Consider the following 13,749-nt stretch of genomic DNA (forward strand, 5'->3'; position numbering starts at 1 on the left):
GCGCTTGATCTCTCTTTCACAAACCCCCACTCTTTTTACCAGCCTAGCGGCTTGGCTTAGTCACCTCGAAACCGCTCATCCCGTAGGTATTGACATGGGCTTGGAGCGGATCGCGCGGGTGAAAGAAGCGCTCGGGCTTGAATTTAGCTGCCCCGTTATCACTGTTGCCGGCACAAATGGCAAGGGCTCCACATGTGCGTACCTAGAGAGCATCTTATTGGCATCGGGTTATCGCGTGGGTTGCCACATGTCGCCCCATCTGTTGAAATTCAATGAACGTGCCCGTGTTAATGGCGCAGAGGTTACGGATGAACTGTTGATGGCGCATTTCACCTCAGTAGAAAAAGCGCGCGGTAGCCTTAACAATGCACCTACGCTAACCTATTTTGAGTTCACTACTTTAGCAATCATGCACCTCTTTGCTACAGCGAATTTAGATGCCGTGATCTTAGAGGTGGGTATGGGCGGACGTTTAGATGCCGTGAATATTGTTGACGCTGATTGCGCCATTGTGACAAGCATTGATATTGACCACGCAGATTTCTTAGGAAGTACTAGAGAAGCAATTGGTCGAGAGAAAGCTGGTATCTTTCGCCAGGGTTCTATTGCCGTATGTGGTGATCCAGTGCCCCCACAATCTTTGATTGACTATGCTCAAGAGCTTGATTGTGATCTTTGGTTACAGGGAAGGGATTTCAACTTTCAGGGTGATAAACAGCAATGGGGTTGGGCAGGGCGGCAAAAGCGGTTTAGCGGTTTAGGCTATCCAGCCCTCCGTGGCGCAAATCAAATTCTCAATGCATCAGCGGTAATTGCAGCATTAATGGCGCTCCATCACCGATTACCAGTGGGTGCTCAAGATATTCGTAATGGTTTTGCCTTAGTCGAATTACCTGGCCGCTTTCAGGTACTTCCTGGTCAACCTACCATCGTTTTGGATGTTGCCCACAATCCCCACGCTGCCGCCACGTTGGCACAAGGGCTAGATAAAATGGGTTATCACCCCTATACATATGCCATTTTTGGGGCAATGGCAGATAAAGATATAGCGGGGGTTATCAAACCCCTTTTGGGGACAATCGATTTCTGGTTTTGTACCGATTTACCAACCCCTAGGGCTGCTAGTGCTCAGGTTTTATCCCAAACGCTAGAAGATCTCGGGGTAGCAGTTAAAAAGGGTGATGACGGTGGAATTGAATGCTTTCCTGACCCTGCAAATGCGTACCAGAATGCACTATCTAAAGCGGGAGACGGTGATAGAATAGTGGTCTTCGGATCGTTTTATACCGTCGCAGGAGTAATGGCTCATCGAAACAACCAGGCACATTGATCCATGATTCGTTTACCAACGTTTTTTAAACGTGACCCTAAGGGTGATGACCTCCGAAGAGGCCCAGTAGGTGCTCGCCGCGCCACCACCAAAATTCCCGCCCGCACCTTTCAGCGCGCTCAAGAACATGATGATCTAGCGTTAACGGAAGATCCAGAGCGTCAGCGGGCTAGGCATCGCCTCATCGGCGCAACAGTTTTGGTCTTGATTGCTGTAATTGGACTGCCCCGCATTTTGGATAACAAGCCCAAAGCAAGTAGTAACGATATTGCGGTAAATATTATTACCAGCCAGCCAGCCCCAGTTGAGACACTGCCGGTTACTGAAAAAGTAAAAACAAACGTCCCCGCAGCAAAAGAAGCCCCAGTCAATATTGAGGCAAATAGCTCGCAATCCACAGCCAATTCAGAAGTAAAAGAAGAATCTAAACAGGGATCTAAATCAGCCCCAACTCCACCTACCAGCTCTAAGAATAATGGTCTAGGCTTGGCTGCGGGTGAAGAAGTGATTGCAGCGCCTGCAAAACCACGCCCAGATGACGCACCAAAAAAACCAGCTTCAACAGGGAAGTACGTGGTTCAAATTGGCGCATTCGCGTCTGAAGAGCGAGCCAAAGGTTGGATTGCCAAGTTAAAAGATCAAAAAATTCCTTATGTAGTCACAAATAAAACAGGCGAAGATGGAGCAAAGCTATTTGTTTTGCGTGCCGGACCATTTACCGATAAAGAAGTTGCAGAGTCAGCTGAAAAGAAGATTAAAGCCCTTGGACTATCACCCCGTCTTGTTGAGATGGGTACGCCTTAATGGATTTACTGTCTACCCTCAAGCTCACTACGGTGGATTATTTCACCCTAGTGGTTTTGCTTGTGTCTGGACTCGTGGGACTTTCTCGAGGATTATTTAAAGAAGTCTTAGCGCTGGTTTCTTGGGTTGTTGCTAGTTGGGTGGCGTATCACTACACCAGCTATCTTTCCACAGAGTGGCTTTCCACTTTTCACCTTGATGAACTGTTAAGTTTAGGGGTAAGCTTTCTCATCCTCTTTATATTAACTTTGGTGGTATGCGGTTTAATTGGTAATGTCATCCAGAAAATTATCTTATCGGTGGGGCTAAGCATGACGGACCGTTTATTGGGTCTGATCTTTGGCTTATTACGAGGTGGTTTAATTATTGTTATTTTGGCAACCTTGGCAGCCCTAACACCAATACCCCAAAGTCAAGCTTGGCAAAATGCCGTTACGCGGCCCGCCATAGATATGGCAGCGGGATTAATTAAAGGTTGGCTACCTGCCGACTGGGCAAAGCAGTTAGGCGATGTCTTACCTAAAATTACACCCACTGTTACACCTTCAATAACAATAGGGATATAGGCTTATGTGCGGCGTCGTTGGAACAGTTTCTCACTCCCCAGTAAATCAATTACTTTACGACTCATTATTACTGCTTCAGCATCGCGGTCAAGATGCGGCTGGTATTGCGACGATGAACGGCAATTCATTTACGATGCACAAGGCAAACGGTCTAGTGCGTGACGTATTTAGAACGCGTAATATGCGCAGCTTAGTTGGCAATGCTGGCATTGGCCAGGTGCGCTATCCTACTGCTGGATCTGCCAGTAGTGAAGAAGAGGCGCAGCCGTTCTACGTCAGCGCTCCTTACGGAATCATTCTTGCCCATAACGGCAATCTCACTAATGCGCCAAGCTTAAGAGTTGAAATGGCTTATCGAGATCGTCGTCATATTAATACGAGTTCAGATACAGAAGTATTGCTCAATGTCTTGGCCGATGAATTGCAAAAAGAAACGAACAGCGTGGCGCTCGATGAAGATGCCATGTTTAACGCGGTTACCGCAATTAGCAAGCGCGTCAAAGGTTCGTATGCAGTGGTTTCGTTGATTGCAGGCTATGGCTTATTGGCCTTCCGTGATCCATTCGGTATTCGTCCCTTGTGTATTGGCCGTATCGATACGCCTAAGGGACCTGAGTGGATGATTGCTTCTGAGTCAGTTGCTTTAGAGGGCTTGGGATTCACATTTGTACGCGATGTTAATCCTGGCGAAGCCATTTACATTGATCTAGATAGTAATTTTTATACTCGCCAATGCGTTGCTGATGCCGTCCTTACACCTTGCATTTTTGAATATGTTTACATGGCTCGTCCTGATTCAACCATTGATGGCGTGACTGTATATAACGTTCGTATGCGCATGGGTGACTACCTTGCCGAAAAGATTCGCAAAGAAACCAACGTCTCTGAGATTGATGTGGTGATGCCGATCCCTGACTCGAGTCGACCTGCGGCGATGCAGGTTGCTAAGCGCTTGGGTATCGATTATCGAGAAGGTTTTTTTAAAAATCGTTATATCGGCCGAACCTTCATCATGCCAGGTCAAGCGGTTCGTAAAAAATCAGTTCGTCAAAAACTCAATGCCATGCGGATTGAATTCAAAGATAAAACGGTTCTGATTGTGGACGACTCGATTGTGCGCGGTACAACCTCATTTGAAATCGTGCAAATGGCCCGTGAGTCTGGCGCTAAGAAAGTGATTTTTGCCTCGGCCGCTCCTCCCGTGCGATTTCCGAATGTATACGGTATCGATATGCCCACGCGTAGCGAATTAGTAGCTTATGGCCGTACCGATGAAGAAATTAATAAGATGATTGGGGCAGACCAATTAATTTATCAAAGCGTCGAGGATATGAAGCAAGCTGTTCGGGACATTAATCCTGAGATTGAGCATTTTGAAGCTTCTTGTTTCGACGGCTGTTACGTTACTGGCGATATTAATGAGTCTTACTTGGATGCGCTAGAAGCGGCCCGCAATACTTCTGAAGCAATGGCGGATCGACAGCGTGATTCAAGTGATTTCGCCCGCTCACAGCTCCATTTGCATTTGGCGACCGAAGACTAAAAAGCGACAGCCATTGATTAAATCAGTGTCAAAATAGCACGATGAAGAGCAAACCTACCAGACAAAAACCTGATTTTTCTAAACTGGCACAAGAAACATTGGCAGTTCGAGCCGGTACACGCCGTACAGCAGAGTATCAAGAACACTCTGAGGCCATGTTTTTGACCTCAAGTTTTTGCTTTGATAGCGCAGAATTAGCTGCCGATGGATTTGCGCATGCTGACCAAGGCTTTATTTACTCTCGCTTTACCAATCCCACAGTGAGCATGTTTCAAGATCGCTTAGCGGCCTTAGAAGGTGGCGAGGCTTGTATCGCCACTTCTTCAGGAATGGCCGCCATCATGACCTTGGCAATGGTGCAGTTACAGGCGGGTGATCATGTGATTTGCTCTCGCTCTGTATTTGGTGCAACGATTCAGTTATTTTCAAGTATCTTGCTGCGTTTTGGAATAACGACTACCTACGTCGATTTATCAGATATTGCGTCGTGGAAAGCGGCCGTTCAAGAAAATACTAAATTATTTTACTTAGAGACCCCCTCCAATCCTTTAACGGAAATAGCCGATATCAAGGCGATATCGAAAGTGGCAAAAAAAGCGAACGCCATATTTGCAGTCGATAATTGTTTTTGCACGCCGGCTTTGCAAAAACCTTTGGCTTTAGGTGCGGATGTCATTATCCATTCTGCAACTAAATATTTAGACGGCCAAGGAAGAGTTGTTGGTGGCGCTATCGTTGGTAGTAAAGAATTCATTATGGGTAAAGTGTTTCCTTTTGTGCGCACTGCTGGGCCCACTTTATCCGCCTTCAATGCCTGGGTCTTTCTTAAAGGGCTGGAAACGCTTGAGCTCAGAATGCTGCAACAAAGTGCCAATGCTTTAGCTTTAGCCCAATGGCTTGAGAAGCAGCCTGGAGTAGAGCGGGTTTTTTATCCTGGGCTTAAATCGCATTCCCAATATGCATTAGCAAAACGCCAGCAACGGGCGGGCGGGGCTATCCTGTCTTTTACCCTCAAAGGTGGCAAGCAAGCGGCATTTAAACTCATCAATCAAACTCAGCTCTGTTCTATCACCGCCAATCTAGGCGATACCAGAACTACTATTACGCATCCCGCGACGACGACGCACTGCAGAGTAGCGTCTGAGGCACGCAAGGCGGCTGGCATTACTGATGGTCTTGTGCGGATTGCTGTTGGCCTCGAAAATGTGCTGGATTTAAAAAATGATCTCATCAGTGGCTTCAAAAAGCCCTCGAAATAGATTGTTCTACTGTGTCCTGTAACGACGCCACCCAGTTTTGGAATGAACGTTATGCCAAAGAAGAGTTTATCTTTGGCAAGGCGCCGAATGAGTACTTGGTCGAGCAAGCCTCTCAGTATTTACAGCCCGAGAGCAAGGTTCTATGTATTGCCGATGGCGAAGGTCGTAATGGTGTCTGGTTGGCAAGGCAGGGTATGCGGGTTACTAGCTTCGATGTTTCAGATATTGCTATTAGTAAGGCTAAGCAGTTGGCTCAAGAAAATCAGGTGACGATTGAATGTGTGCTTTCTGACGTGGATAGCTTTGCGTGGCCTGAGAACACTTACGATGCAATCATCGCCATTTTTATTCAGTTTGCTGACCCAGCCATGCGTGGACGGATTTTTCAATCGATCGAGCGGGCGTTAAAACCAGGAGGCTGGCTGATTTTGCAAGGTTATACACCCAAGCAACTTGAATATAAAACGGGCGGCCCTGCTGATATTGCCCATTTATATACAGAGAATGCCATGCAAGCGGCTTTTCAAAACTTCAATATCCTTGATTTATGTTCTTACGAAAAGGAACTGTCTGAAGGATCTCGACATAGTGGCATGTCCGCTCTATTGGGACTTGTGGCGCGTAAGGTTTAAAGCAGACTGCGCTTAAAAGTGTGCTGAAATAGTCTCGGATCATTGATGGGCCTCAATGGCATGATGTGGATTTTGCCATGATCAAATTGGATATGCATTTGGTGACCTATCGCCATTTCTAGGCGACTGAGTTCAGCAACTGAGGCTTCCCAATTAACCCGTAGTTCACTGTTGGGCACCATCAATTGAATTGCCGCTATTTGACCCAGGCTAGAAATTTGTTCAACAATTGCGGGGAAGGTGGCGTCATTCGCGGTCTTGTGAACGCTAAGACCGCTTTGCGGTATTACCCAGGCTACCGCCGTGTTAGGGGGAATTTTTCCTTTGTCTATTACTTGAAAAATATGATCGCAGCCTTGCCAGGCAAGCTTTCCTGCGTTGAAGTTTCCATGAAATAAGTTGGTAATTCCCACCAAGGCTGCTACCCGTGAGTTTCTGGGTTTATGAAAGAGTGTTTGGGGCGTAGCGGTTTGCAAGCTAATGCCGTCATCAATCACAGTGATTCTATCGGCCAATAAATCCGCCTCACGCAAGTCATGAGTCACTAGTAGGATGGGGATATTTAAATCGGAGCGAAGTTCAGCTAGCGTTTTATACAAACCCTGGCGCGTTGGTATGTCAATTGCGGAGAAGGGCTCATCTAATAGCAAGGCTTTTGGCTTGCGGGCAAGTGCCCTCGCTAAAGCGACTCTTTGTTGCTGGCCACCGGATAGTTGATGCGGGAAGCGCTTAGCTAATGCACCGATACCCATTCTCTCGAGCCACTCTTGCCCAAGTTGTTTTCGTGCATCGACATTGAGCACTAAATTGTGCAATGGAATGCAGATATTTTGCAAAGCAGTCAGATGGGGAAATAGGGCGTATTGCTGAAATAGAAAGCCGCATGAGCGCCGGGAAGCTTTTAATACTTGGGCGGGTCCAGTTTTCTCTGAAGCTGAAAACCAAGTTTCACCATCGCATTCTATTCTTCCGCTATGAGGGTTGCTCAAACCAGCAATGGTGCGTAATACCGTTGTTTTGCCACTACCCGACGGGCCAACAAGAGCATGCATTTCCCCAGGCGCGCACTCTAAGTCAATCTGAATTGGGGTGGGGCTATCTTGCGCTATTTTGACTTTGAGCATAACTTTCTTAATTCGCTCTCGCAAATTGGGTACGACCTCTACCAAAAACACCATAAGACAGTGCGATTGCCGCTAGTGAAATACTCAGCAATAGGAGTGATAGAACACTCGCACCTGAATGATCAAATCCTTGAACTTTGTCGTAAATAGCGATCGATGCTGTTTTGGTTTCTCCGGGGATAGCTCCTCCCACCATCAGGATTACTCCGAATTCCCCTAAAGTATGGGCAAAGGTGAGCACTGCCGCGCTGGTGATGCCACGCCATGCCAAAGGTAGTTCTATCAAGCGAAAGGACTGCCATTGACTAAGGCCGCTGATTTGGGCTGCTTCTTTGATTTCAGGATCAATTGACTCAAACGCACGTTGAATCGGCTGAATGATGAAGGGAATATTGACAATGCATGATGCGATCACAATGCCGATAAAAGAAAATGCTAGAGGAAACCCCAAGAAACTCATGCCGCCTAAGCCTAAAAGCAAGTAATAACCCAAAACCGTGGGAGGTAAAACCAAGGGAAGCGCAAGTACAGCCTCTAGCCAAGACTTCCATTTACCGGTTGCCGTGAGGGAATAAGCGACCCAGGTGCCAATGGGCAAGAGGACAACCAAGGTCCAAAGTGCTAATTTAAAAGAGAGAAGGAGTGCTTCGATATCAAACAAAATGGGTCGGAAAGAATGAGTGAGTTTTAAGGGTAATGGCTGTTATTTTGCTTGATAAGCTCGATGGCAGGCTGTAAAGGCGAGGTAAGCTCAGAAGTAAATGCATATTCCCTTGTAAAATGGAGCTTACATTCATTTTAATGGCCCGTCTATTGGGTTAAATAAGGACTAGTATGTATCGGCAGCGTCGCGAATTAATGCAATATACAGCGCTATTTGGCTTAATGGCCTCGGTAGGTTTAATTTCTACCGCACAAGCGGAAGAGTGGAATAAAGCCGCTTTTGAAGGAAAATCACTTGATGAGGTTTACAAAGCCCTCGGTAGCGGTGTTCCAGAAAAATCCAGCTTGGTCACGCTAACAGCACCCGACATTGCTGAAAATGGCGCAGTTGTCCCGGTTAGTATCTCTACAAGCCTGAAGGCCCAACAGATTGCTATTTTGGTAGATAAAAATCCAAATACTTTGGCGGCACAATTTTCAATTCCAGCTGGCACAGATTCGTTTGTAACTACCCGCATCAAAATGGCGCAAACCTCTAATGTCTATGCGCTTGTAAAAGCGGAAGGAAAGTGGTCTATGGCTGTTAAAGAAATCAAAGTGACCTTGGGTGGATGCGGCGGTTAAAGCCCTTAAGTACCTTTGCCCAAAACATAAGAATCGATCAAGATATTAAGGAGTAGCTATGAGTGATCCAATGCGCATTAGAGCAGCCGAGAATAACGGCGTTGTCGATGTCAAGATTTTAATGAAGCACGATATGGAATCTGGTCAACGCAAAGACGCGGCTGGAAAAATCATCCCAGCTTGGTTTATCACCACGGTGAATGTGAAGGCGCAAGGGAAGGATGTTTTTACAGCCGATCTTGGATCAGCGGTTTCTAAAGACCCTTTCTTAAATTTTAAATACAAGGGTGCTAAAGGCGACAAGATTGTGGTGAGCTGGGTAGATACCCGGGGCGATAAGCGCACAGATGAAACTACTGCAGCCTAAGAACTAACTATTTAAGAGCCCCTTCAAGTGCCTCGGATCATTATTAAATCGCTCCTCGCAGTTGTACTGCTCAGTGCCGCAGCTCTAGCGCAGGCTCAATCTATGGCCGAAGGAATTGCGCAGTATCGCGAGATGATTGCCGATGGCAATCCCTCTGAGCTCTATGAAGCTGCTGGTGAAGAGCTGTGGAAAAAACCCGCGGGCCCAAAAAATGCCACTTTAGAGAAATGCGATCTTGGCTTGGGTGCTGGAGTAGTGAAGGGTGCCTCCGCTCAACTTCCCAAGTACTTCGCTGATACTAAGAAAGTGCAAGACTTAGAATCGCGCCTAATAACTTGCATGAGTTCCTTGCAAGGAATATCTTCACAAGAAATCATTGATGCCCCATTTCGTCAGGGCCTAAAGAAGGAAATGGAAGCCATCGTTGCGTATGTAGTTACGCAATCGAAGGGGCTTAAAGTAGCGGTAAGCACAAAACATCCTCAAGAGAAAATAGCCTACGCATTAGGCAAAAAAGCTTTTTACTATCAAGGCGGTCCAATGGATTTTTCTTGCGCTTCATGCCATGGCTCCACTGGTAAGCGGATTCGACTGCAAGACCTTCCCAATATTTCAACGCAAGCAGGCGCCGCCGAAGCATGGGGCTCTTGGCCGGCGTATCGCGTCTCTAGTGGAGAGTTTTGGACTATGGGCGCGCGTTTAAATGATTGCTATCGGCAACAGCGCTTTCCTTTTCCAATTTACGGATCGGATTTGCTGACGGCTATTTCGATGTACATGGCGGTGAATGCAAATGGCGGCACGATTCAAACCCCAGGCTTAAAGCGATGATTATGAAAACTCATTTCAATAAGTGCCTTGCCTTATGTTTGTTTTTGACAATGAGCTCATTTGCCCATTCCCAAGCTAATTTAGATGCTCAATTTGAGAAAATATTGTCTACTGGATTTAGGGCTCAAGGTATTGCTGGCATGGATAGAATTAAACAAGATCCAACCCAACAATTTTGCTCTAAGCCGCAGTTGAGCAATAGCAAGGCCGCCCTTGCTCAGGCTGCGGAAATCGAGAAGCGCAATATGGCCAGCATCACTCAACCGACAGATGGCCAGTATTTGGGCAACTGGCAGCAAGGGGAGCTAGTTGCTCAAAGTGGTCGCGGTTTAACTTGGAGTGATTCTGCCAATGCGGTGAATGGCGGCGGCTGCTACAACTGCCACGAAATCAATCGCAAAGAAATTTCTTATGGAAACATTGGCCCCAGTTTGTGGAATTACGGTAAATTACGCGGCTATTCAGATGAAGTCATACGCTATACATGGAATCGCATTAATAACTCCAAGGCGTACAACGCCTGCAGCAATATGCCGCGCTTTGGGCATTTTAAAATACTGACCCAGCAACAGATGCAAGATGTGATGGCGTTATTGCTCGACCCCCTGTCACCAGTAAACCAATAGTCTGGAATGTCGCTTAATCGCCGCCACTTTTTGCAGGCATTAGCCATTGCTTCTGCTGGTGGCATGGCGCTGCAATCTGAATTGGCAAAAGCCCAAAAAAGCGCGAGCTCTTTTTACGAGTTACCCAGTTTCGGCAATGTGAATTTTTTACACTTCACCGACTGTCACGCCCAGCTTAATCCAGTCTATTTTCGAGAGCCGAGCGTTAATATTGGCGTAGGGTCACAGGCCAATAAAACGCCACACTTAGTTGGAGAATACTTTTTAAGAGCCAATGGCATTGCTCCCAACACAAAAGATGCTCATGCATTTACTTATCTAGACTTTCCTGCGGCAGCTCAAACATACGGGAAGATGGGTGGGTTTGCACACCTCACTACTTTAATAAAGCAATTAAAGAATTCTAGACCGGGGTCTTTATTGTTAGATGGTGGAGACACTTGGCAGGGTTCCGCTACGGCGCTGTGGACCCGAGGTCAAGACATGGTGGATGCCGCTTTGTTAATGGGAGTTGATGTCATGACTGCCCATTGGGAAATGACACTCGGTGAGCAACGTGTTTTAGAAATCATTCAAAATGATTTTCAGGGAAAAATAGACTTTCTAGCTCAAAACATTAAGACAGCCGACTTTGGCGATGATGTTTTTCCGCCATACACGTTGCGATCAATGAATGGGGTGTCCGTTGCTATTATTGGACAGGCTTTTCCATATACTCCCGTAGCCAATCCAAGGTATTTCACGCCAAATTGGACTTTCGGAATTCAAGAGGCGAGCTTACAAAAAACGATTGAACAAGTTCGTGCGCAAGGGGCGGTGGTGGTTGTCTTGTTGTCTCATAACGGGATGGATGTTGATCTCAAACTTGCCTCACGTGTTCGCGGTCTAGATGCGATCTTGGGCGGACACACGCATGATGGAGTACCAGTACCCGTAAAAGTTCGCAATGCCGGTGGCGTTACTTTGGTCACCAATGCAGGTTCAAATGGAAAATTTCTAGGGGTACTTGATTTTCAGGTGAAGGGGAGTCAAGTAATTGATTTCCGCTATAAGCTGCTACCAGTTTTTTCAGACTTAATACCTGCAGATTCTGCAATGCAGCAACTGATCACTAAGGTGAGGGCGCCTTATGAGGCGCGCTTAAATACCCCCTTAGCCATTACCGAGGATTTACTCTATCGCCGTGGCAATTTTAATGGCAGTTTCGATCAAGTCATTTTGGATGGGCTCATGGCGCAAAAGAATGCTGAAATTGCCTTTTCTCCAGGGTTTCGCTGGGGAACTTCCTTATTGCCAGGTGAAACCATTACAACAGAAAAGCTAATGGATCAAACTGCGATCACTTATCCCTACACCACGGTCTCGTTGATAACCGGAGAAAACATCAAAACGATCTTGGAGGATGTGGCAGACAATCTATTTAACCCCGATCCTTACTACCAGCAAGGAGGGGATATGGTGCGGGTTGGTGGCCTTAATTACACCATCAGCCCCAATTTATTGATGGGTAAACGCATTTCAAAAATGCATCTTGGTGGTAAGCCCATTGAGGCTGGCAAGCGGTACCGCGTTGCTGGTTGGGCTCCTGTTAGTGAAGATGCCCGTGAACTTAATGGTGAGCCTATTTGGGATCTCATGACGCGCCATTTAAAAGACCAGAAAATTATTAAACCCAAGAAGCTCAATGAACCCATCATTGAAGGCGTTTCAATGAATCAAGGCCTTGCAATTAAGCATAGCTAATCTATTTTTAAACACAGAAAAAACGTCATGACTTCACTTAACCCGATACTCAAATTTATATGCTGTGCATTGCTAGTGCTCTGCTCTGCATCCTACGCCAATCAAGCGCTTGCCCAAACAAAGGTGGTGTATCACGTTGATGATGCCCAACTTCAAGGTTTAAAAGCCTTGAGAAATATTCGCAATCATTTGGACACCTCTCCTCAAACGAATATTATTGTTGTGACGCATTCTTTGGGCGTGGACTTGTTGATGGAGGGTTCTAAAGATGAAAAGAATAATATTGAATATGCGCCGTTAATCGCCGCACTAAAATCACGCGGAGTTTCTTTCGAAGTTTGTGAGATCACTCTCAAAAATCGCAATTTATCCAAAGGCCAATTTATTTTGGACGCCGATTTCACTCCATCTGGCGTTGTGAAAATCGCGGATTTGCAGTTCATTAATCATTTCGCTTATATCAAGCCTTAAAAAAGAATAGCCCGTTTTTTATATGAATTCAGTAGACCTTATTTCCATTAGCCATCAAGCCTTGTGGCTCACTTTTTTTGTTACCTTTATTTTGGGTGCCATTATGAAGAGAACCAGTTTTTGTACGATGGGCGCAATTACCGACTGGTTGCTGATTTCGGATCTGTCTAGAATTCGTCAATGGGCCCTTGCTATTGGCATAGCCATGATTGGCGTCATGTTGCTTTCTAGCCTTGGATTTATTGATACATCCAAAACGATTTATACCAATAGCAAACTAATGTATGTCTCCATCCTTGTTGGAAGTCTGTGTTTTGGCTTTGGCATGGTGCTTGCGTCTGGGTGTGGCAGCAAGACTCTCATTAGGATTGGGGGCGGTAATCTCAAGTCATTAGTGGTGTTTATGGTTTTAGGCTTAGTTGCCTATATGACCCTGCGTGGTTTTCTTGCTGTGTTGCGTGTCAATACATTGGATACTATTGCTCTCAATCTTTCTACACCCCAAGACTTGCCTAGTATGCTGAGCATGCATTTAGGGGCGAGTAGGGCGCTGATACATATTCTCTTAGGTGGCTTCCTCGGTTGCGCATTGATTCTTTCCGCCTTAATCAATAAATCATTTTGGACTTTTAATAATCTCTTGGCCGGGTTTGGCGTTGGATTGGTAATTTGTTTGGTGTGGTGGATTTCAGGTTATTTGGCTTTTGTATCCGAAGACCCAAATACCCTAGAGGAGGTATTTTTGGTGACAAACTCCGGCAAGATGGAGAGCCTTTCTTTTGTGTCGCCTTATGCTTACACCTTGGATTGGTTAATGTTTTATAGCGATGTTTCAAAAACCCTATCTATTGGCATCGTTGCAGTTTTTGGCTTGATTTTTGGATCGGCGACCTATGCGCTCCTGACCAAATCCTTTCGTTGGGAATCTTTTACAACAGCCGAGGATACGGCCAATCATCTGGTTGGCGCAGCGCTCATGGGCTTTGGTGGCGTTACCGCTCTGGGTTGCACAATTGGTCAGGGCATCAGTGGTGTATCTACTTTAGCCTTAGGATCATTTTTAGCTCTCCCAGGATTTGTTTTAGGTGCTTTTTTAGCACTTCGTTATCTTGAGTATCGAATGGCACCAAGTCCTTGCGCTTAATTAACGGGATTTAGAGAATATG

General features: G+C 46.1%; 15 protein-coding genes. 13 read left to right on the top strand and 2 right to left on the bottom strand.

The genetic code is table 11. The features are described from left to right. Window positions 1-4 precede the first annotated feature (4 nt). From folC to CP950_RS04285, 6 genes are read left to right on the top strand one after another with little or no spacing between them, the layout of a single operon-like run. Window positions 5-1,330: a bifunctional tetrahydrofolate synthase/dihydrofolate synthase gene (gene folC / locus CP950_RS04260; protein ID WP_096672688.1), complete on the top strand. Its 1,326-nt coding sequence runs from the start codon at window positions 5-7 to the stop codon at window positions 1,328-1,330. Between the two features lie 3 nt (window positions 1,331-1,333). Continuing rightward, window positions 1,334-2,134, top strand: coding sequence for an SPOR domain-containing protein (locus tag CP950_RS04265; protein WP_096672690.1), 801 nt, complete (start codon window positions 1,334-1,336; stop codon window positions 2,132-2,134). Continuing rightward, entirely contained in the window at window positions 2,134-2,700 is a 567-nt protein-coding gene (locus CP950_RS04270) for a CvpA family protein (RefSeq protein WP_096672692.1), read from the top strand. Before CP950_RS04265 ends, CP950_RS04270 begins: the two co-directional genes overlap by 1 nt. A gap of 4 nt (window positions 2,701-2,704) precedes the next feature. Further along, window positions 2,705-4,243: an amidophosphoribosyltransferase gene (gene purF / locus CP950_RS04275; RefSeq protein ID WP_096672694.1), complete on the top strand. Its 1,539-nt coding sequence runs from the start codon at window positions 2,705-2,707 to the stop codon at window positions 4,241-4,243. Window positions 4,244-4,284: 41 nt separating this feature from the next. Continuing rightward, window positions 4,285-5,502, top strand: a complete 1,218-nt coding sequence (locus CP950_RS04280; RefSeq protein WP_096672696.1) for an O-succinylhomoserine sulfhydrylase — start codon at window positions 4,285-4,287, stop codon at window positions 5,500-5,502. An 11-nt stretch (window positions 5,503-5,513) separates the two neighbouring features. Beyond that, entirely contained in the window at window positions 5,514-6,134 is a 621-nt protein-coding gene (locus CP950_RS04285; protein WP_096672698.1) for a class I SAM-dependent methyltransferase, read from the top strand. Here the strand turns inward: CP950_RS04285 and CP950_RS04290 are convergent. Together CP950_RS04290 and modB are read right to left on the bottom strand one after the other, a co-directional pair. Then, window positions 6,131-7,258 carry an ABC transporter ATP-binding protein gene (locus CP950_RS04290; protein WP_096672700.1) on the bottom strand — a complete coding sequence of 376 codons (1,128 nt, stop codon included), beginning with the start codon at window positions 7,256-7,258 and terminating at the stop codon, window positions 6,131-6,133. The genes CP950_RS04285 and CP950_RS04290 overlap by 4 nt on opposite strands. 7 nt (window positions 7,259-7,265) lie before the next feature. Then, on the bottom strand, window positions 7,266-7,919 hold the full coding sequence (modB, locus tag CP950_RS04295; protein ID WP_096672702.1) for a molybdate ABC transporter permease subunit: 654 nt from the start codon (window positions 7,917-7,919) through the stop codon (window positions 7,266-7,268). Window positions 7,920-8,092: 173 nt separating this feature from the next. Here modB and soxY point away from each other — a divergent pair, with 173 nt between their 5' ends. The 7 genes from soxY to CP950_RS04330 all read left to right on the top strand — a co-directional run bounded on the left by soxY (window position 8,093) and on the right by CP950_RS04330 (window position 13,727). Then, window positions 8,093-8,545, top strand: coding sequence for a thiosulfate oxidation carrier protein SoxY (gene soxY / locus CP950_RS04300; RefSeq protein WP_096672704.1), 453 nt, complete (start codon window positions 8,093-8,095; stop codon window positions 8,543-8,545). A 58-nt stretch (window positions 8,546-8,603) separates the two neighbouring features. Beyond that, window positions 8,604-8,912: a thiosulfate oxidation carrier complex protein SoxZ gene (gene soxZ, locus CP950_RS04305; protein ID WP_096672706.1), complete on the top strand. Its 309-nt coding sequence runs from the start codon at window positions 8,604-8,606 to the stop codon at window positions 8,910-8,912. 102 nt (window positions 8,913-9,014) lie between these two features. Further along, window positions 9,015-9,743 (top strand): sulfur oxidation c-type cytochrome SoxA, encoded by a 729-nt coding sequence (soxA, locus tag CP950_RS04310; protein ID WP_096673079.1) that lies wholly within the window; start codon window positions 9,015-9,017, stop codon window positions 9,741-9,743. Between the two features lie 2 nt (window positions 9,744-9,745). Further along, on the top strand, window positions 9,746-10,369 hold the full coding sequence (gene soxX, locus CP950_RS04315; protein ID WP_096672708.1) for a sulfur oxidation c-type cytochrome SoxX: 624 nt from the start codon (window positions 9,746-9,748) through the stop codon (window positions 10,367-10,369). 6 nt (window positions 10,370-10,375) lie between these two features. Beyond that, a complete protein-coding gene (gene soxB, locus CP950_RS04320) occupies window positions 10,376-12,112 on the top strand; it encodes a thiosulfohydrolase SoxB (RefSeq protein ID WP_096672710.1) in 1,737 nt (578 codons plus the stop codon). A gap of 27 nt (window positions 12,113-12,139) precedes the next feature. Further along, entirely contained in the window at window positions 12,140-12,583 is a 444-nt protein-coding gene (locus tag CP950_RS04325) for a DsrE family protein (RefSeq protein ID WP_096672712.1), read from the top strand. 22 nt (window positions 12,584-12,605) lie between these two features. Next, window positions 12,606-13,727: a YeeE/YedE family protein gene (locus tag CP950_RS04330; RefSeq protein WP_096672714.1), complete on the top strand. Its 1,122-nt coding sequence runs from the start codon at window positions 12,606-12,608 to the stop codon at window positions 13,725-13,727. Window positions 13,728-13,749 lie beyond the last annotated feature (22 nt).

Origin of the sequence: Polynucleobacter meluiroseus (assembly GCF_900205755.1) — a bacterium.
GTDB classification, from domain to species: Bacteria; Pseudomonadota; Gammaproteobacteria; order Burkholderiales; family Burkholderiaceae; genus Polynucleobacter; species Polynucleobacter meluiroseus.

Excerpts from the sequence above, each read along its gene's own strand:
- CP950_RS04265 (WP_096672690.1), top strand. The coding sequence starts at position 1,334 with ATGATTCGTTTACCAACGTTTTTTAAACGTGACCCTAAGGGTGATGAC.
- CP950_RS04270 (WP_096672692.1), top strand. The coding sequence starts at position 2,134 with ATGGATTTACTGTCTACCCTCAAGCTCACTACGGTGGATTATTTCACC.
- purF (WP_096672694.1), top strand. The coding sequence starts at position 2,705 with ATGTGCGGCGTCGTTGGAACAGTTTCTCACTCCCCAGTAAATCAATTA.
- CP950_RS04280 (WP_096672696.1), top strand. The coding sequence starts at position 4,285 with ATGAAGAGCAAACCTACCAGACAAAAACCTGATTTTTCTAAACTGGCA.
- CP950_RS04290 (WP_096672700.1), bottom strand. The coding sequence starts at position 7,258 with ATGCTCAAAGTCAAAATAGCGCAAGATAGCCCCACCCCAATTCAGATT.
- soxY (WP_096672704.1), top strand. The coding sequence starts at position 8,093 with ATGTATCGGCAGCGTCGCGAATTAATGCAATATACAGCGCTATTTGGC.
- soxZ (WP_096672706.1), top strand. The coding sequence starts at position 8,604 with ATGAGTGATCCAATGCGCATTAGAGCAGCCGAGAATAACGGCGTTGTC.
- soxA (WP_096673079.1), top strand. The coding sequence starts at position 9,015 with ATGGCCGAAGGAATTGCGCAGTATCGCGAGATGATTGCCGATGGCAAT.
- soxX (WP_096672708.1), top strand. The coding sequence starts at position 9,746 with ATGAAAACTCATTTCAATAAGTGCCTTGCCTTATGTTTGTTTTTGACA.
- soxB (WP_096672710.1), top strand. The coding sequence starts at position 10,376 with ATGTCGCTTAATCGCCGCCACTTTTTGCAGGCATTAGCCATTGCTTCT.
- CP950_RS04325 (WP_096672712.1), top strand. The coding sequence starts at position 12,140 with ATGACTTCACTTAACCCGATACTCAAATTTATATGCTGTGCATTGCTA.
- CP950_RS04330 (WP_096672714.1), top strand. The coding sequence starts at position 12,606 with ATGAATTCAGTAGACCTTATTTCCATTAGCCATCAAGCCTTGTGGCTC.